15 protein-coding genes and 1 riboswitch are annotated in these 17,028 nt (G+C 60.1%); of the genes, 5 read left to right on the forward strand and 10 right to left on the reverse strand.

Going from position 1 to position 17,028, the window contains the following annotated elements; translation table 11 throughout:
• Positions 1 to 59: 59 nt before the first annotated feature.
• From PFAS1_RS13295 to ahcY, 4 genes are all read right to left on the reverse strand, one after another.
• Positions 60 to 1,940, reverse strand: a complete 1,881-nt coding sequence (locus tag PFAS1_RS13295; RefSeq protein WP_074871595.1) for a DEAD/DEAH box helicase — start codon at positions 1,938 to 1,940, stop codon at positions 60 to 62.
• 223 nt (positions 1,941 to 2,163) lie between these two features.
• Entirely contained in the window at positions 2,164 to 2,979 is an 816-nt protein-coding gene (locus tag PFAS1_RS13300) for a substrate-binding periplasmic protein (protein WP_074871594.1), read from the reverse strand.
• Between the two features lie 193 nt (positions 2,980 to 3,172).
• Positions 3,173 to 4,018 (reverse strand): methylenetetrahydrofolate reductase [NAD(P)H], encoded by an 846-nt coding sequence (metF, locus tag PFAS1_RS13305; RefSeq protein WP_074871592.1) that lies wholly within the window; start codon positions 4,016 to 4,018, stop codon positions 3,173 to 3,175.
• A gap of 161 nt (positions 4,019 to 4,179) precedes the next feature.
• Positions 4,180 to 5,589 (reverse strand): adenosylhomocysteinase, encoded by a 1,410-nt coding sequence (ahcY, locus tag PFAS1_RS13310; protein WP_046045260.1) that lies wholly within the window; start codon positions 5,587 to 5,589, stop codon positions 4,180 to 4,182.
• 23 nt (positions 5,590 to 5,612) lie between these two features.
• A riboswitch (S-adenosyl-L-homocysteine riboswitch) is annotated at positions 5,613 to 5,715 on the reverse strand.
• A 198-nt stretch (positions 5,716 to 5,913) separates the two neighbouring features.
• Here ahcY and PFAS1_RS13315 point away from each other — a divergent pair.
• Together PFAS1_RS13315 and PFAS1_RS13320 are read left to right on the forward strand one after the other, a co-directional pair.
• A complete protein-coding gene (locus PFAS1_RS13315; protein WP_076029456.1) occupies positions 5,914 to 6,318 on the forward strand; it encodes an acyl-CoA thioesterase in 405 nt (134 codons plus the stop codon).
• A gap of 204 nt (positions 6,319 to 6,522) precedes the next feature.
• Positions 6,523 to 7,407, forward strand: coding sequence for a formate/nitrite transporter family protein (locus tag PFAS1_RS13320; protein ID WP_076029457.1), 885 nt, complete (start codon positions 6,523 to 6,525; stop codon positions 7,405 to 7,407).
• Between the two features lie 115 nt (positions 7,408 to 7,522).
• Here the strand turns inward: PFAS1_RS13320 and PFAS1_RS13325 are convergent, their stop codons facing one another.
• Positions 7,523 to 8,692, reverse strand: a complete 1,170-nt coding sequence (locus PFAS1_RS13325; protein WP_076029458.1) for an MFS transporter — start codon at positions 8,690 to 8,692, stop codon at positions 7,523 to 7,525.
• Positions 8,693 to 8,977: 285 nt separating this feature from the next.
• Here PFAS1_RS13325 and PFAS1_RS13330 point away from each other — a divergent pair, with 285 nt between their 5' ends.
• Complete coding sequence (locus PFAS1_RS13330; RefSeq protein ID WP_076029459.1) at positions 8,978 to 9,811, forward strand: EamA family transporter; 834 nt, start codon at positions 8,978 to 8,980, stop codon at positions 9,809 to 9,811.
• A 40-nt stretch (positions 9,812 to 9,851) separates the two neighbouring features.
• Positions 9,852 to 10,235: an MAPEG family protein gene (locus PFAS1_RS13335; protein WP_074871585.1), complete on the forward strand. Its 384-nt coding sequence runs from the start codon at positions 9,852 to 9,854 to the stop codon at positions 10,233 to 10,235.
• A 146-nt stretch (positions 10,236 to 10,381) separates the two neighbouring features.
• Here the strand turns inward: PFAS1_RS13335 and mltA are convergent, their stop codons facing one another.
• Entirely contained in the window at positions 10,382 to 11,566 is a 1,185-nt protein-coding gene (mltA, locus tag PFAS1_RS13340) for a murein transglycosylase A (RefSeq protein WP_076029460.1), read from the reverse strand.
• A 127-nt stretch (positions 11,567 to 11,693) separates the two neighbouring features.
• On the opposite strand from mltA, the gene PFAS1_RS13345 reads away from it, so the two are divergent.
• Positions 11,694 to 12,143 carry a c-type cytochrome gene (locus PFAS1_RS13345; protein WP_074871582.1) on the forward strand — a complete coding sequence of 150 codons (450 nt, stop codon included), beginning with the start codon at positions 11,694 to 11,696 and terminating at the stop codon, positions 12,141 to 12,143.
• A 132-nt stretch (positions 12,144 to 12,275) separates the two neighbouring features.
• On the opposite strand, the gene PFAS1_RS13350 is transcribed toward PFAS1_RS13345, so the two are convergent.
• The 4 genes from PFAS1_RS13350 to PFAS1_RS13365 form a co-directional block, all read right to left on the reverse strand.
• On the reverse strand, positions 12,276 to 12,671 hold the full coding sequence (locus tag PFAS1_RS13350) for a DUF1090 domain-containing protein (RefSeq protein ID WP_076029461.1): 396 nt from the start codon (positions 12,669 to 12,671) through the stop codon (positions 12,276 to 12,278).
• A 98-nt stretch (positions 12,672 to 12,769) separates the two neighbouring features.
• Positions 12,770 to 14,443: an NAD-dependent DNA ligase LigB gene (gene ligB / locus PFAS1_RS13355; RefSeq protein ID WP_076029462.1), complete on the reverse strand. Its 1,674-nt coding sequence runs from the start codon at positions 14,441 to 14,443 to the stop codon at positions 12,770 to 12,772.
• A gap of 213 nt (positions 14,444 to 14,656) precedes the next feature.
• Positions 14,657 to 15,847, reverse strand: coding sequence for a methionine adenosyltransferase (gene metK, locus PFAS1_RS13360; protein WP_076029463.1), 1,191 nt, complete (start codon positions 15,845 to 15,847; stop codon positions 14,657 to 14,659).
• Between the two features lie 18 nt (positions 15,848 to 15,865).
• On the reverse strand, positions 15,866 to 16,861 hold the full coding sequence (locus PFAS1_RS13365) for an ArsR/SmtB family transcription factor (protein ID WP_076029464.1): 996 nt from the start codon (positions 16,859 to 16,861) through the stop codon (positions 15,866 to 15,868).
• Positions 16,862 to 17,028 lie beyond the last annotated feature (167 nt).

Here is a 17,028-nt window from a genome sequence, read left to right on the forward strand (position 1 = left end):
AGGCTGAAAAAAATGCCCCTGATCTCGCGATCAGGGGCATTTTTTATGACAGCGTTAAATCAGCGATTGCGAGTCAGCAACGCTGGTTTTTCGCCGCGCGGACGGCCTGGCAGTTGATCCAGTTGCTCAGGAGTCGGGAACCGATCGGTTTTCGACTCTTTATGGATGATCTTCGGTGCCGGGCCGCGCGGGTTTTGCACGGCCGGTTCCGAACGCGGCTGGTCGTCGGCGCGAGCCGGGCGACGGTTGCGGGACTCTTCGCGACGGGCCTGGCCGTCACGTGGAGCACCGTTGCGTGGGCCGCTGCGCTTGGCGGGCGGCGTGCCGGTGGTGGCGCCATCGCTGCTACGCGGGCCGCTTTGACGACCCTGAGGCTTGCCGCCAGTGCGCGGAGCGCCTGCGCCGGCTGCTGCGCCTTGTGCCGGAGCACCCGGACGACGGCCACGACCCTGAGCCGGTTTGGCTTGAGGCACATAGTCGACGCGGTTACCGAAGTTATCGATATCGTCGTCCAGGAACTCGTCCGGAGCACGGTCTGCAGCGGCAGCGCGTGGCGCTGGACGCTGTTGTTCGCGGGCCGGAGTGCCTTCGCGTGGCTTGTGTTCACGGGCCGGACGATCGCCGCGGCCAGTGGCAGCAGGTTTTTCCTTGCCGCCCTTGTCCTTGCCTTTGTCTTTACGACCGCCGCCACCGCCGGTGCCGTTCGGACCGTCGCCGCGCGGGCCACGTGGGTTGCGCGGGTTACGCACATCCGGACGCTCGCGAACTTCAGGCTTCTCGGCTTCTACAGCGCTGGAATCGAAGCCCATCAGGTTGCCGTCGGCAATCTTCTGCTTGGTCATGCGCTCGATGCTTTTGAGCAGCTTTTCTTCGTCCGGAGCGACCAGCGAGATCGCCTCGCCCGAACGACCGGCACGGCCGGTACGACCGATACGGTGCACGTAATCTTCGTCGACGTTCGGCAGTTCGAAGTTGACCACGTGTGGCAACTGGTCGATGTCCAGGCCGCGAGCGGCGATGTCGGTGGCGACCAGGATGCGCACTTCGCCGGCCTTGAAGTCGGCCAGGGCTTTGGTGCGGGCGTTCTGGCTCTTGTTACCGTGGATGGCGACGGCGGTGAGGCCGTGTTTGTCCAGGTACTCGGCCAGGCGGTTGGCGCCGTGCTTGGTGCGGGTGAACACCAGCACCTGTTCCCAGGCGCCAGCGGTGATCAGGTGCGCCAGCAACGAACGCTTGTGGTTGGCTGGCAGACGGAATACCCGCTGTTCGATCCGCTCGACCGTGGTGTTCGGCGGCGTGACTTCGATGCGTTCCGGGTTGTGCAGCAGCTTGCCGGCGAGGTCGGTGATGTCTTTGGAGAAGGTCGCCGAGAACAGCAGGTTCTGACGTTTGCTCGGCAGACGGGCCAGGACTTTTTTCACGTCATGGACGAAGCCCATGTCGAGCATGCGGTCGGCTTCGTCCAGCACGAGGATTTCCACGTGGGACAAATCGACACTGCCTTGGCCGGCGAGGTCGAGCAGGCGGCCAGGGCAGGCTACCAGCACGTCGACACCGCGGGACATGGCCTGAACCTGTGGGTTCATGCCGACGCCGCCGAAGATGCAGGCGCTGACGAACTTCAGGTCACGGGCATAAACCTTGAAGCTCTCGTGTACTTGAGCCGCGAGTTCGCGGGTAGGGGTCAGGACCAGTACGCGCGGTTGGCGCGGACCGTGGCGCTGGGATTTGTCCGGGTGACCGTTGGGGAACAACCGCTCCAGAATCGGAAGGGCGAAGCCGCCGGTTTTACCAGTACCTGTCTGAGCCGCGACCATCAGGTCGCGACCTTGCAACACGGCGGGAATGGCCCGCTGTTGCACCGGAGTAGGCTCGGTATAGCCCGCTGCCTCGATGGCGCGGACTAAAGCCTCGGAGAGACCGAGGGAAGCAAAGGACATGAGTAATCCTGTTTTAGTTAGGGCTTGGCCCAATGGGAGTCTTGCCTGGCGCGAATGGCGTTTATGAGGAACGCAATCCCGTCCGGTCCTGCTGGGGCTTGAAAGCTCGTCTGGAGTGCTCGCGCGGGCTGAAAAGCTGCGCTGTAGCGGGTTCGAGATGCCTTGAACAAGTCCGAGCGTCCGGGCGTGAGCCTGGCGGGAAGGCCGGAGTATAACAGAGCAATCACTGCGCGCCGCTTTCCTGCTGCTCAACGGTTTTTTCCCGGGCGGCGGTGGTGCCAGGGGTTTTTACTTCGGCCGCCGGATTGGCGCCATAACGGGCGCTCAATTCAGCGTACGCAGGCTCGCGCTTGAAGCGTTTTAGCTCGGCGCCGAAGCGCTGCACCAACAAGTCCATGCCGGCGTTGCGGCGTACTGCCAGAAACTGGCTCTGGTGGCTGATGACGGTGGGGTTCTCGGTAATCTTGTCGCGGATGCCCAATTGGTCGAGCAAGTGCTGACCCACCCGGCGATCAGTGATCAGCAGGTCGATCCGCCCGCGCACCAGTTTGCCGAAGTTGGCTTCATGGGTCGGCGCCGGTTCGCGAGTGAATAGGGTCGATTCGCTGAAATCCTGGCTGTACAGATAGCCTGGGGACGTGCCGATGGTAAGCCCCTTCAGGTCGGTCAGGTTGCGAAAAGGGTGCGGCCGCTCATTGGCGTAGAACATCACGAACTCCACTTCCGAGAGCGGCTCGCCGGGGTAGAGCAGGGTGGCGTCGCGCTCATCGCTGTGGAAGATGTCCAGGGCGCCATCTGCCTGGCCCGTTTCGAGCATCGACAGGCAGCGTTTCCATGGCAGGAACTGCCATTCCACTTCGATGCCCAGGCGTTTGAAGACGATGGCGGTGGTTTCGTAGTCCAGCCCCAGGGATTTGCCGTTTTCCTCATACACGTACGGCGCCCAGGGTTCGGTGACAATGCGCAGCTTCTCGCCCCGAGCGGCGAAGCTCAGGCAAGTAAAAAGAAACACGGTTAGTAGCTGCGCGATCAAAGGCATGGCTTGAGATTACGACGAGAAACCGGAAAGAGCCAGAAACGGGATCCAGAAGCTCTGACTCTGTTCGTGCTGCACAATAAAAGGGCGTTAAAAGCAAAAGGTCGCAACCTGCGGCAGCTCCTACACGGGTTAAACACGCCCGATGCAGGAGCTGTCGCAGGCTGCGACCTTTTGATCTTGCTGGTAACGACTATTAGCGCGGCAACTTCAGATTGTTCCACACCGCCAGGCTCGGTTCGGCCTGGTTCAGCGTGTAGAAGTGCAGCCCTGGCGCGCCGCCTTGCAGCAGGCGTTCGCACATCTCGGTGATGACTTGCTCACCAAAGCCTTGAATGCTCTGGGTGTCGTCGCCGTAGGCTTCCAGCTGCTTGCGGATCCAGCGCGGGATTTCCGCACCGCAGGCATCGGAGAAGCGCGCCAGCTTGCTGTAGTTGGTGATCGGCATGATCCCCGGAACGATCGGGATGTTCACGCCCTTTGCCCGTACACGCTCGACGAAGTAGAAGTAGCTGTCGGCGTTGAAGAAGTACTGGGTGATCGCACTGTTGGCGCCAGCGTTGGCTTTGCGCACGAAGTTGTTCAGATCGTCTTCGAAATTGCGCGCTTGCGGATGCATTTCCGGGTAGGCGGCGACTTCGATGTGGAAATGATCGCCGGTTTCTTCACGAATGAATTCAACCAGGTCATTGGCGTGGCGCATTTCGCCACTGGCCATGCCCATGCCGGAAGGCAGGTCGCCGCGCAGGGCAACGATACGGGTGATGCCGGCCGCCTTGTATTGGGTCAGCAGGCCGCGCAAGTCGTCCTTGCTGTCGCCAACGCAGGACAAATGCGGTGCGGCAGGGACTTTGACTTCGCTTTCAAGCTGCAACACGGTGTTGAGGGTGCGATCACGGGTAGAACCGCCAGCGCCATAGGTGCAGGAGAAGAAGTCGGGACTGTAGGTCGCCAGGTGACGGGCAGTGGCGATCAGTTTTTCATGCCCAGCGTCGGTCTTCGTAGGGAAGAACTCGAAGCTGTAGCGACGTTCTTGGGACATGGTCATATCCTTGGAAACACGTAAGCCTGGAAGGCTTGCACATCCCAGTGTGGGAGCGGGCTTGCTCGCGAAAGCGGTGGGTCAGTCGACATCAATGTTGAATGTTAAACCGCATTCGCGAGCAAGCCCGCTCCCACAGGGAGAGCAGGCAGCAGAACCAATCAGTAGCGGTATGCGTGCGGCTTGAACGGACCTTCAACGGTCACGCCGATGTAGTCGGCCTGGGTCTTGGTCAGTTGAGTCACGACGCCGCCGAAACCGCGGACCATTTCCAGGGCCACTTCTTCGTCGAGTTTCTTCGGGAGTACTTCAACGGTCAGGCGCTCGGCTTTCTGGGCTGGCGACAGGTCGGCGTACTTCTGGCCGAACAGGAAGATCTGCGCCAGAACCTGGTTGGCGAACGAACCGTCCATGATGCGGCTTGGGTGACCGGTGGCGTTGCCAAGGTTAACCAGGCGGCCTTCGGCCAGCAGGATCAGGTAGTCGTCGTTCTGTGCGTCGAATGCGCCAGGGCCGGTACGGTGGATCTTGTGAACCTGTGGCTTCACTTCTTCCCATGCCCAGTTCTTGCGCATGAAAGCAGTGTCGATTTCGTTGTCGAAGTGGCCGATGTTGCAGACAACAGCGCGCTTCTTCAGGGCTTTGAGCATGTTCGCGTCGCAAACGTTGACGTTACCGGTGGTGGTCACGATCAGGTCGATCTTGCCCAGCAGCGCTTTGTCGATGCTTGCTTCGGTGCCGTTGTTGATACCGTCGATGAACGGCGAAACCAGCTCGTAGCCGTCCATGCAGGCTTGCATGGCGCAGATCGGGTCAACTTCGGAGACTTTAACGATCATGCCTTCCTGACGCAGGGACTGGGCCGAACCCTTGCCCACGTCACCGTAGCCGATGACCAGCGCTTGCTTGCCGGACAGCAGGTGGTCGGTGCCGCGCTTGATCGCGTCGTTCAGGCTGTGACGGCAGCCGTACTTGTTGTCGTTCTTGCTCTTGGTCACCGAGTCGTTGACGTTGATGGCCGGGATTTTCAGCTCGCCCTTGGCCAGCATGTCCAGCAGGCGGTGAACGCCGGTGGTGGTTTCTTCGGTGACGCCGTGGACGCGGTCCAGGATCGCCGGGTATTTCTTGTGCAGCAGCTCGGTCAGGTCGCCGCCGTCGTCGAGGATCATGTTGGCATCCCAAGGCGCGCCATCTTTAAGGATGGTTTGCTCCAAGCACCACTCGTACTCTTCTTCGGTCTCGCCTTTCCAGGCGAAAACCGGGATGCCGGCAGCAGCGATAGCGGCAGCGGCCTGGTCTTGAGTCGAGAAAATGTTGCAGGACGACCAGCGAACTTCGGCACCCAGGGCAACCAGGGTTTCGATCAGCACGGCAGTCTGAATGGTCATGTGGATGCAGCCGAGGATCTTCGCGCCTTTGAGCGGCTGCTCACCGGCGTACTTGCGGCGCAGACCCATCAGGGCTGGCATTTCGGATTCGGCGATGATGGTTTCGCGACGGCCCCAGGCAGCCAGGGACATGTCGGCAACTTTGTAATCGTTAAAATCTGCAGGCGTGATAACAGCGCTCATGATGAGCCTCCATTCGTAATGTATGCGAATGGGCGCCGTTGTGCGTTTAGTGTCTGACCGATCACGGTCAAGCAACGCCCCATCCGAGCCTGACAGGTCGAACCTGCTGCAGCGCCCCTCGGACAGGTGGCGGGAAAACGGTATCAATGGAACGTTACCGTTTTGAAACGGTGGCGATTATAGCCGTGTGAGCGATACTTCCAAAGCGTTTCTGTTGGTCAATGTCTGAACGGTAATCGAGGCCATAGTCGATGCTTGATAGAGCTCTAGGTCGGGCTCTGCCATGATGTCCCCCATCATTCGGCAAGACGCTCAGGAGTGAAGATGAATTTCCACACCCGCAAATGGGTAAAACCCGAAGACCTCAACCCCAACGGCACGCTGTTCGGCGGCAGTCTGTTGCGCTGGCTCGACGAAGAAGCGGCGATCTACGCCATCGTCCAGCTGGGCAATCAGCGTGTGGTCACCAAGTACATTTCCGAGATCAACTTCGTCAGCGCTTCGCGCCAGGGCGACATCATCGAGCTGGGCATTACCGCCACCGAGTTCGGTCGCACCTCCATCACCCTGAAATGCGAAGTGCGTAACAAGATCACCCGCAAAAGCATCCTGACGGTGGAGAAGATTGTCTTCGTCAATCTGGGTGAAGACGGCTTGCCCGCGCCGCACGGCCGCACCGAGATCACGTACGTCAAAGACCAGTTCAAGGATGACATCATCAGCGAGTGATATCGGCGGCGCGCCCTTCGCGAGCAAGCCCGCTCCCACATTGGATCGAGTTGATCCCTGATTCTGTGTCCTGCACAAACCAAGTGTGGGAGCGGGCTTGCTCGCGAAGGCGGTCTACCGATTAACGATGATTTAGCGGACCACTGAACAGCTCCGAACCGCGCGTGTCGTACCTACATCACACACCACGGGTTCCGGAGCTTTATGGACGCGCAAAAAGACGGCAAGACCCCGAACCTCTCCCCTGAAGAACAGCACGACGTCGACAAGAGCCAGCCTCCACGCGCTGCTGTTCTGCATGAAATCATCCGCACCCAGGGCGATCTGGAGCTCGAGCGCAGTGTCGCTGCCTTGTGGTGGTCGGCGTTGGCCGCCGGCCTGACCATGGGCCTGTCGCTGATGGCCATGGGGCTGCTCAATTCCCGTCTGCCGGACGGCGAAGGCTTCAAGGTGATTGCCAGTTTCGGTTACTGCGCAGGCTTCCTCGCGGTGATCCTCGCCCGTCAGCAATTGTTCACCGAGAACACCCTGACGGCGGTGCTGCCGGTCATGACCAAGCCCACACTGAACAATTTCGGTCGATTGCTACGCCTGTGGTCGGTGGTGCTGGTGGGTAACCTCAGCGGCACGTTGCTGGTGGCGTATGTAATGCTGAATCTGCCGATTTTCGACAGCAAGACCGACCTGGCCTTCCTCGATATCGGACGCAAGATCATGGAGAACGACGCCAGCCAGATGTTCGCCAAAGGCATTGTGTCGGGCTGGATGATCGCCACCATGGTCTGGATGATTCCGTCCATGGAGAGCGCGAAGATGTGGATCATTATCCTCATCACCTACCTCATGGCGCTGGGGGACTTCACCCACATCGTGGTCGGGGCCGCCGAGGTTTCGTATCTGGTGTTTGCCGGCGAGTTGCCGTGGAAGGATTTCTGGCTGGTGTTCGCCGGGCCGACGCTGGCGGGGAACATCATCGGCGGCAGCTTCATCTTCGCGCTGATCAGCCATGCGCAAATTCGTAGCGAGAGCGGCCCGCCGAAGAAGAGTACGGATCAGGCGTCGGATTCACGCAAGCGCGAAGAGAAGTAAAGACAGGTGCGCCGTATCAACTTCATCGCGAGCAGGCTCACTCCTACAGGGAGGGGCGCGGTTCATGTGGGACCGAGCCTGCTCGCGAAAGCAATGTCATGGGCGATGCAGCTATTCAACCGGACACATTGACCGCAGCCGAACTGCGACGCTGCAGGTAAATAAAGAACAACGCGGTCAGTACCGTCAGACCGCTGACCAGTGCGCCGGTCCAGGGCAAGTCCGCCAGATCGGCGCCGCTGGCAACCACCAACCCGCCAATCCACGCACCGGCCGCGTTACCGAGGTTGAACGCGCTCTGGTTCAACGTCGAGCCCAGATTCGGCGCTTCATGGGCCTGATCGATGATCAGCAGTTGCAAGATCGGGCACAGGGCAAAGGCGAAGATGCCCCACAACACCAGGGTGATTGCGGCTGGAATCATTGAGTGGCTGGTCTGTGTGAACGCGGCCAGCACGACCAGCACTGCCAGCGCCATGCCCACCAGCGACGGCAGCAAACGACTGTCCGCCAGACGGCCGCCGAGCATGCTGCCCGCGGTCAAACCGACCCCGAATAACAGCAGCATGATGGTCACGCCATGGGGGCTGACGCCGGTGATGTCTTGCAGGATGGGGGCGATGTAAGTGAAGACGCTGAACAGGCTGGTCGACGCCAGCACGCTCATGCCCAGCGCCAGTAACACGTTGACCTTGCCCAGTACTTTGAACTCGCTGGCGAGGTTGGCCTTGTCCATCGCGATGTCCTTCGGCAACCAGACCCATTGCGCGATAGCCGCGATCACACCGATCACCGACACCGCCCAGAACGTCGAGCGCCAGCCGGCGTATTGCCCGAGCGCAGTGCCCAACGGCACGCCCAGCACGTTGGCCAGGGTCAGGCCGGTGAACATCATCGCAATCGCCTGGGCGCGCTTGTTCGGTGCCACCAAGCCGGCGGCAACCACCGAACCGATGCCGAAGAACGCGCCGTGGCAAAGCGCGGTGACCACGCGTGCGGCCATCAGCGTTGCGTAGTTCGGCGCCAGGGCGCAGAGAATGTTGCCGAGGATGAACATCAGGGTCATGCCCAGCAGCGTGGCTTTGCGCGGCATGTTGGCGGTGCCGACCGCGAGGATCGGCGCACCGAACACCACGCCGAGGGCGTAGCCGGTGATCAACAATCCAGCATCAGGAATGCTCACGGCGAGGTCGCGGGCGACATCGGGCAACAAACCCATGATGACGAATTCAGTGGTGCCGATGCCGAACGCGGCAACAGCGAGGGCAAGCAAGGCGAGTGGCATGCGCAAGGTCTCTGTCGGTAGTCTTGACGCTCTGATCAGGCATACGCATGCCGACGCCCGTTCTCGACGAGAGCGGGCGGAGGCAGAAATTATTGGAATTAGTCTGTGCGCAACTGAGTGCGGCGTGGTCGCTTGCAGTATAAACAGCTGCTGACATATGGCGAATCAATTATCTCCCCGCTTCCTGTAGGAGCACGGCTTGCCGGCGATGGCGTTCTTGAGACCGCTATCGCGGGCAAGCCTTGCTCCTACAGAGCTGGGGTGGTCAACAAAAAGGAGTGTGCCGTGCTCGCAACAGCATTGGTGTTGGTCGCGGCGCTGTTGCACGCGGCGTGGAATACCCTGATCAAATTCAGCGCGGAACGGCTGCTGGTGGTGGCCTGCATGGACAGCGTGGCAATGCTGTTCGTCGCGCTGATGCTGCCATTCGTGGCGCTGCCACCCTTGGAGATCTGGCCGTGGATTCTGGCGTCGGCGGCGTTTGAATTGCTCTATCGCTATTTGTTGATCCAGGCCTATCGGGTGGGCGATCTGGGGTTGGTCTACCCGCTGATGCGGGGCTTGTCGCCGCTGGTGGTGCTGGCACTGACGCTGATTTTTGCTGGAGAAGTGCTGACGAACCAGCAGATCTTCGGGATTCTGCTGATCCCGTTCGGCATGCTTTGCCTGCTCTGGCAGGGCGGCGGCGGAGTGCGATTGCCATGGTCGATGCTGCCGGTGGTGGCGTTGATCGGCCTGTGCATCGGCTGCTACACCTACATCGATGGCCAGGCGTTGCGGCGTTGGTCGCATCCGCTGGATTACCTGGTGTGGGTCACGTTGCTCAGCGCCTGGCCATTCCCATTGTTGGCGCTAGTGCGTAAGCGGCCGGCCTTCATGTTGTTCTGGCGTGAACAGTGGCGACTGGGTCTGGCGGTCGGGTTTTGCGTGTTGTTCAGCTACGCTCTGGTGCTGTGGGCCATGCAGTTGGGCTCGATTGCCGAGGCGGCGGCGTTGCGCGAGATCAGCGTGATCCTGGTGGTGTTGTTTGGCATGCGCTACCTCAAAGAACCTTTTGGCAGGCCACGGCTCTTAGCCTGTGGGCTGGTATTGATCGGCATGCTGGTGATGAAGTTTTGACTGGAGCTCGACTCTTGAAACTTGAAGAAGGGATTGCGTTATGACGGTTGCTCTGTGGTGCATTTTGATCGCGATTATCCTGCCCTATATCTGCACGGGCATCGCCAGGGCCAGTGGCGGATTCAGGCCCAAAGACAACCATGACCCCCGTGACTTTCTCGAGTCACTGAATGGTTTTGGCCGCCGCGCATATGCGGCGCACCTGAACAGTCTGGAAGTGATTCCCGCGTTCGCGGCGGCAGTCATCGTTGCGCACCTGGCCGGCAATGCCGAACTGGTGACGATCAATGTGTTGGCGGTGTTGTTCATCACCAGTCGGCTGCTGTACATCATTTGCTACCTGGCGGACTGGGCGATGTTGCGGTCGCTGGTGTGGTTGGTGGGGATTGGGTTGATCGTCAGTTTCTTTGTGGTTTCTGTCTGAAAATTCGTGGGTGTTTGTGAGGGCCTCATCGCGAGCAGGCTCGCTCCCACATTGAATCTCGGTCGTACACGTATGTTGTGTTCACTGGAGATCCAAATGTGGGAGCGAGCCTGCTCGCGATTGCTATCTATCAGTCGCAGCGGATCTCAGGGTTTGGCTTTAGCCGCATCAGCCACCTGTGGCACTTGCGGCAACGCTGCGCCTTTAGGCCAGAGCATCCAGATCTGCCCCTGCTGTTTCATGTCGCCGGCCAATTGCCCGGCCGCCTCGCCCGTGCCCCAGAACAGGTCTGCACGGACCTCGCCGGCAATTGCGCCGCCGGTGTCCTGAGCGGCAACCGGGCGAACCAGTGCGGTACCGTCCGGTTTAGTCGTCGATAACCACAACAGACTGCCCAGGGGAATCACTTTGCGATCCACCGCCGCGCTGTAGCCGGCGGTCAGCGGTACGTTCAACGAGCCGCGAGGTCCTTCGTTGCTGTCCGGATTGCGGGTGAAGAATACGTAGCTGGGGTTGCTGCCAAGCAGTTGCGGAATACGTGTCGGATTGGCCTTGGCCCAATTGCTGATGGCGCCCATGGTCACTTCTTCTTTTTTCAGCTCGCCCTGGTCTACCAACCAGCGGCCTATCGGTCGATACGGGTGACCGTTCTGGTCGGCATACGCAATGCGCAACTGGCGGCCATCATCGAGCTGGATACGACCCGAACCCTGGATTTGCAGGAATTGCAGGTTCATCGGATCGGTCAGCCAGGCAACGACCGGTGCCTTGACCCCTTTGGTTTCAATCGTGGCCGCATCGTCGTAAGGCTTGAGCACGCGACCTTCGAGTCGTCCGCGCAGGCGCTTGCCTTTGAGTTCCGGATAAATGCTGTCCAGAGAGACGATGATCATGTCCTCGGGCACGCCATACACCGGGATGTTGGCCACTTCGGTCTGGGTCAGGCTGCCGGGGTAGACCGGTTCGTAATAACCGGTGATTAAGCCGTTGGGATTGTCATTGGCGGCGCGCAGGCCGTAGACGTCGAGGTTCTGCTTGAGGAAGCCACGAATGTCATTGGCGGTTTGCGGTACGTTGGCGGCAGCCGCACACGTTGAGCCCCACACCGGGTCGGCCTTGAGTCGGGTGCAGGCGCTGCGCCACGAACCGAAGCCGGCAACCAGGTCGATGTCGGACACCGTCGGAAGTGCTTCCCACGTGGCGCTGGAGTAAGTCGCCAGGGCGTGGGTTTTCGGTGTGTTGTTGTCGCCACCGGTGCAGCCCGCAAGCACGGCCACCATCGGAAGGGTCCAGGCGAGGTTGTGACGCCATGCCTTGAAACGGCTGTTCATGGAGTAATTCCTTTGTCGGTTGCCTGAGTGCTCCATGCGCTCAAACAACCCGTATTGATAATAGGGCTATTGGTCTTTGCCGATGACGCGAGGATACTGGCCGCCGTTCCCGTGACCTGAAACCACCATGACTCTTAAAAGACTTTCTGTTGTATTGCTGGCCTGCCTGACGTTGTCCGCCTGTGGTGGGGTCGACCCCAACTCGCCGCTGGGTCAGCGTAAGGCAATCTTCAAGCAGATGCTCAAGACCGGCGAAGACCTGGGCGGCATGTTGCGTGGTCGCATCCCGTTTGACGGTCCGAAATTCGCTGACGGTGCCGTGAAGCTCGATGCATTGTCCCGTGAGCCCTGGAAACATTTTCCGCAGCTGCGCGAAGAAGATCACACCAGCGCCAAGAGCGATGTCTGGCAGAAACAGGAACAGTTCCAGGACATGGCCCGCACCCTTGAAGCCGCCACCGGTGAATTGGTGGTTGTCAGCAAGGTTCAGCCCTACAAGGCCAGTAATCTTGGGCCAGCGGTGCAGAAGGTCGAAGATGCCTGCAGTGCTTGCCATAAAGAGTTTCGGGATCATTGATTCCTGAGCTCATCGATCGTTCCCACGCTCTGCGTGGGAACGCCTCTAGGGACGCTCCGCGTCCAGTGACGCGGAGCGTCACGGGCTGCATTCCCACGCAGAGCGTGGGAACGATCAGTGCTGAACTGATCCTTACTTATCCAGCTCATCGAGTGCTTCCTGCAATTCCTTGCGGGACTCGGCGAGTTTGTCTTTGCGTTTGTTGATCTTCTCGGCGTCACCTTTCTTCATGGCCTTGTCCAGGTCAGCCTGACGCTGGCTGACTTCGTGCTTGGCGTCGAGCACCTTGTTCTCCCGTTCTTTCTTCAGGGAAGCATCGGTGCAATGAGCAGTGACTTCGCTCAGGGCCGTTTCAAGGCCTGCCTGCTGGTCGGCGTTACCGTGAGACTTGGCCAGTTCGATCTGATTGATGATGCCCTGCTTCTTTGCGGCGCAGCCGGTCAGGCCTGGAGCTTCTTCGGCGGCCATCAGTGGAGCGGCCAGCACGCTGCAAAGGGTCAACAGGGCGAGCGGTGAAAGAAATTTCATAAAAGCTCCGTGTAAAAAAGCGATCGGGTCGATATGGCGATGGGGTGTTTGAGCCCGTCGGTACCATTGGGTTCCCCGGGGCCGGGCATCGCCGGCGGCTAGAAACCGTCAATCCCCGCAACACGTAATGTTTCTCTCAAGGCCAGGACCTGCGGGTCGCGGAAAAATGCACTCAATTGCGCCGCGCGTCCCGGGCCGATGCCGGGTTCGGCCTGCCATTGTTCGATATCTCTGTGTGCCAGTTCCTGCCATGAATCGGCAAGCTGTGCCTGGCCGGTCGGCGGCAAACCCAGGGCTTTGAGCCAGCGAACGAAAGGGCGTTGTCGGGCGCTGTTGAAACTGTTCAATAGGCGAGCGCTGCTGCGTTCGCCGAAGCCGTCAATGTTAGCAAGCTCTTGAGCATCGAGGGTCAACCAATCCAGCAGGCCATTCAGACGGCCTGTTTCGAAAAGTTTCTCCCAGGTGCCAGGGCCGACATGCGACAACGCCAGGCCCTGCTTGCCGCTGAGCCAGGCCAGTCGGGCGAGGAATTGGCTTTCGCACCCTGGTGTCGGCTGCCAGCAACTCAAATGATGAAAGTCCTCCGCCAGCGGTACGCTCAATTCAGCGCGTTCGGTGCTGCGCAGCATGACACTGTCTAACCTTGGAATGGTCAGGCCCGCCAGGCTGATGGCGACCTGGTCTGCGGGCCGGATATCCAGCGTTTCCCAGCGTTGCAGTGAGCTCACACTGACTCGCTTGATCTGCCGGTCGTCGAGCATGACCGGTGTCAGCTCCAGTACCGGGGTGATTCGTCCGGTTCGCCCTATCTTGAAGTGGACCTTGCGCACCTCGGCCAAGGCTTGGGCAAAAGGGTATTTCCAGGCGACGCTCCAATAAGGCGGTTTAGCCTGCCAGCGCTCGGCGGCTTGGCGTTGATCCTGGCGCAGGACGATGCCATCACTGGTGAAGGGCAGGGGCGAGCGATACCAGTGATCGCGCCAGCGTTCAGCGTCGGCAAATTCCTTGATCGAGTGACTGTAAGGGGCGGTGCTCGGAAAGCCCAGCTCATCCAGGACTGCGATGCGCGCGGGCAAACTGGCCGGGCCTTGGGGCCAGTCCCAGACAAACAGGCCGATCCCCGCGGCTTGCTCCATGCTCAAATTTTTGCGGGCCATCAAGCCAGCCACTGTGGCGCGTGTATTGAGGCTGCCGGCGCGGGCCTGTACGTGATCGGTCAGGCGCCAATAGAGTTCGCCTTGCAGCAGCAGGTCCAGTGGCTGCGGCAGTTGTTGGGGGATGGCGGCGATCTGGCGCGCCGAAGCTGTCCAGTCCTGGCCATTTACGCCGTCACCGCGGCTGATGGCTTGAGTCAGCAGGCCTTTGCGGTAGATCAGCGTCACCGCCACGCCGTCGATCTTGGGCTGAATCCAGACATCGCTCCGTCCTTTTAGCCAGGCTTCGACGGCGCGACCATCGTGGAGTTTTTCCAGGCCAGTGTGGGCGATGGGATGAGGCATCGTGCCGCCCGCGGTGCGTAGCGGTTCTGCGGGTTGGCCCAGGTCGAAACAGGTGCGCCATTCGGTCAGCCGAGCACGGGACTGATCGTAGAGTTCGTCGGCGACCAATGAACGGCCGCGCCGGTGATAGCTGTCGTCCCAGAGGTCGATTTGTTTCTGCAGTGACGTGATTTCGTCCAGGGCGCGTGCGGGTGGCCAGTCGGGGCACTCGATAGCGTTTGCGCTCAGGCAAGGAAATGTCAGGAAAAAACAGAAAAACAGGCGCAGAAGCATCGTGAGCGTCCTTGCTCAGGGAGATGCTTCAAGGCTAGTCAGTATTTGCAGGCGAGATGGGTGGGTGTTTTGCCTGGTGTTTCCGATGGTGGCTGGTCTGGCGTCTTCGCGATCCGACTTGCTCGCGAAGGCCGCGCCCCGGTCTCAAGCGAAAGACAATAAAAAGCCCCACACGGCGAACCGTGCAGGGCTTTTGGTACCGCCGGGGAAGCCTTACAGGCCGGCAGCAGCGCGCAAGGATTCGGCGCGGTCGGTCTTTTCCCAGGTGAAGGTGGTGAAAGTGTCATCGCCCACAGTCTTGGTAGTCGGCGTGCGACCGAAGTGGCCGTACGCAGCGGTTTCCTGGTACATCGGGTGCAGCAGGTCGAGCATGGTGGTGATTGCGTATGGACGCAGGTCGAACACTTCGCGAACCAGCTTGACGATTTTTTCGTCGCTGATTTTGCCGGTGCCGAAGGTGTTCAGCGAGATCGACGTAGGCTGAGCAACACCGATGGCATAGGAAACCTGAATCTCACAACGCTCGGCCAGGCCGGCCGCCACGATGTTTTTAGCCACGTAACGACCGGCGTAGGCGGCCGAACGGTCAACCTTCGATGGATCTTTACCGGAGAACGCGCCGCCGCCGTGACGGGCCATGCCGCCGTAGCTGTCGACGATGATCTTGCGACCGGTCAGGCCGCAGTCGCCTACCGGGCCACCGATGATGAACTGGCCTGTCGGGTTAATGTGGAATTGGGTGTCCTTGGACAGCAGCTCGGCAGGCAGTACGTGCTTGACGATCAGCTCCATCACGCCTTCGCGCAGGTCTTTGTACGATACGTCAGGGTTGTGCTGGGTCGACAATACAACGGCGTCGATACCGACAACCTTGCCGCCTTCGTAACGGCAAGTCACTTGCGACTTGGCGTCCGGACGCAGCCAAGGCAGCAGGCCGGATTTACGGGCTTCGGCCTGACGCTGAACCAGTTGGTGCGAGAAGGTGATCGGTGCTGGCATCAGCACGTCGGTTTCGTTGCTGGCGTAGCCGAACATCAGGCCCTGGTCGCCGGCGCCCTGATCTTCAGGCTTGGCACGGTCGACACCCTGGTTGATGTCAGGGGACTGCTTGCCAATGATGTTCATCACGCCGCAAGTGGCGCCGTCGAAACCGACATCGGAGCTGTTGTAGCCGATGTCCAGAATCACGTTGCGCACGATTTCTTCCAGGTCGACCCAGGCCGACGTGGTGACTTCACCTGCGATGATTGCCACGCCGGTTTTTACCAGAGTCTCGACCGCTACACGGGCGAACTTGTCTTCAGCAATGATGGCGTCCAGCACAGCATCGGAAATCTGGTCGGCGATTTTGTCCGGGTGCCCTTCGGACACGGACTCGGAGGTGAAGAGGGAGTATTCGCTCATCTCGATTTTTTCCTGAATTTACCGATGGTGAGTGTCGCCAGCCGGTCGCTGAAAATGGCGGACCTGGATCTGGAAACCATTACGTAAGCCGATATAGAGGCTTTCCCCGGGAGCGAGTCCCGCAGCGGTGGCCCAACGGGCCAAATCGTCCTGTTCAAACCCCAACCATAGATCACCGCAGGCCTCCCTGGCCCAACTCTGGTTGTGGCTACATAACTCTGTCACGAGCAGACTGCCGCCCGGTTGCAGCAAGTTGGCCATGTGCTTGAGTGCTTCGGCCGGCGCGGCGAAATGGTGCAGCACCATGTTCAGTACAACGCAATCGGCCTGAAGGCTTACACCATTCAATGCATCGGCCAGTTGCAGGCTGACGTTAGCCAGCGTTTCACGTTCGCAAACCTGGCGCGCCAGTTCGAGCATCGCCGGGCTGTTGTCCAGCGCCGTGACCTGGGTGAAGCGGCGCGCCAGTTCCGGCAGAAACGCACCGTCACCGGGGCCGACTTCGATGGCCGTGGCGCCTTCGTTGAAACTCAGCTTGTCGAGCAATGCCAGCACGCTTTCGCGGTATTGCGGCAGGCCGGCGATCAAGTCTTGCTGGGCACGAAACTTCTCCGCGACCCGTGAGAAAAAGTCCTGGCTGACCGCCGCGCGTTGCCCATGGACCTGACCGATCCGCGACTGCACTTCGGCAGGCAGGGTCAGGTTGTCCACTTCTTCCAGTAGCGCGGCATGCAGCTTGCCGCCCAACAGGTCGGTGTGGGGCAGGGCGCGACGGTAGAAAATCGCGTTGCCTTCACGGCGCGTCGCCACGAGGTCGGCCTGGGCCAATACCTTGAGGTGGTGACTCATGCCGGACTGGCCGATGCCGAAGATCTGCGCCAGCTCCAGTACGCCAAACGAATCGTTGGCCAGCGCCCGCAAAACATTCAGCCGCAGAGGATCGCCGCCGGCCTTGCACAGGGCCGCCAGCTCATCGCAATCGTCATGTCGAATGGAAGGTGCAGGTAAATTCATAAGGCCAGCAGTCTAGTGATGGTCAGAAAACACCGCAAGAGCAATATCAAAAAGTTTTGATATTGCTCGATAGATGGCACTTCTCAGGGAAAGGGTCACTCTACAAATCGTCAGCGGAAAGGTTTCACCAGGCGAATGCGACTTTATCCACCGGAAAAACGCCTTCA

It is taken from the genome of Pseudomonas frederiksbergensis (assembly GCF_001952935.1).
In the GTDB taxonomy this organism is placed as follows: domain Bacteria; phylum Pseudomonadota; class Gammaproteobacteria; order Pseudomonadales; family Pseudomonadaceae; genus Aquipseudomonas; species Aquipseudomonas frederiksbergensis.

Coding starts and splice junctions, on each gene's coding strand:
- metF (WP_074871592.1), bottom strand. CDS start 4,018: ATGTCCCAAGAACGTCGCTACAGCTTCGAGTTCTTCCCTACGAAGACC.
- PFAS1_RS13320 (WP_076029457.1), top strand. CDS start 6,523: ATGGACGCGCAAAAAGACGGCAAGACCCCGAACCTCTCCCCTGAAGAA.
- PFAS1_RS13335 (WP_074871585.1), top strand. CDS start 9,852: ATGACGGTTGCTCTGTGGTGCATTTTGATCGCGATTATCCTGCCCTAT.
- PFAS1_RS13315 (WP_076029456.1), top strand. CDS start 5,914: ATGAATTTCCACACCCGCAAATGGGTAAAACCCGAAGACCTCAACCCC.
- PFAS1_RS13345 (WP_074871582.1), top strand. CDS start 11,694: ATGACTCTTAAAAGACTTTCTGTTGTATTGCTGGCCTGCCTGACGTTG.
- PFAS1_RS13350 (WP_076029461.1), bottom strand. CDS start 12,671: ATGAAATTTCTTTCACCGCTCGCCCTGTTGACCCTTTGCAGCGTGCTG.
- PFAS1_RS13325 (WP_076029458.1), bottom strand. CDS start 8,692: ATGCCACTCGCCTTGCTTGCCCTCGCTGTTGCCGCGTTCGGCATCGGC.
- mltA (WP_076029460.1), bottom strand. CDS start 11,566: ATGAACAGCCGTTTCAAGGCATGGCGTCACAACCTCGCCTGGACCCTT.
- metK (WP_076029463.1), bottom strand. CDS start 15,847: ATGAGCGAATACTCCCTCTTCACCTCCGAGTCCGTGTCCGAAGGGCAC.
- PFAS1_RS13365 (WP_076029464.1), bottom strand. CDS start 16,861: ATGAATTTACCTGCACCTTCCATTCGACATGACGATTGCGATGAGCTG.
- ligB (WP_076029462.1), bottom strand. CDS start 14,443: ATGCTTCTGCGCCTGTTTTTCTGTTTTTTCCTGACATTTCCTTGCCTG.
- PFAS1_RS13295 (WP_074871595.1), bottom strand. CDS start 1,940: ATGTCCTTTGCTTCCCTCGGTCTCTCCGAGGCTTTAGTCCGCGCCATC.
- ahcY (WP_046045260.1), bottom strand. CDS start 5,589: ATGAGCGCTGTTATCACGCCTGCAGATTTTAACGATTACAAAGTTGCC.
- PFAS1_RS13300 (WP_074871594.1), bottom strand. CDS start 2,979: ATGCCTTTGATCGCGCAGCTACTAACCGTGTTTCTTTTTACTTGCCTG.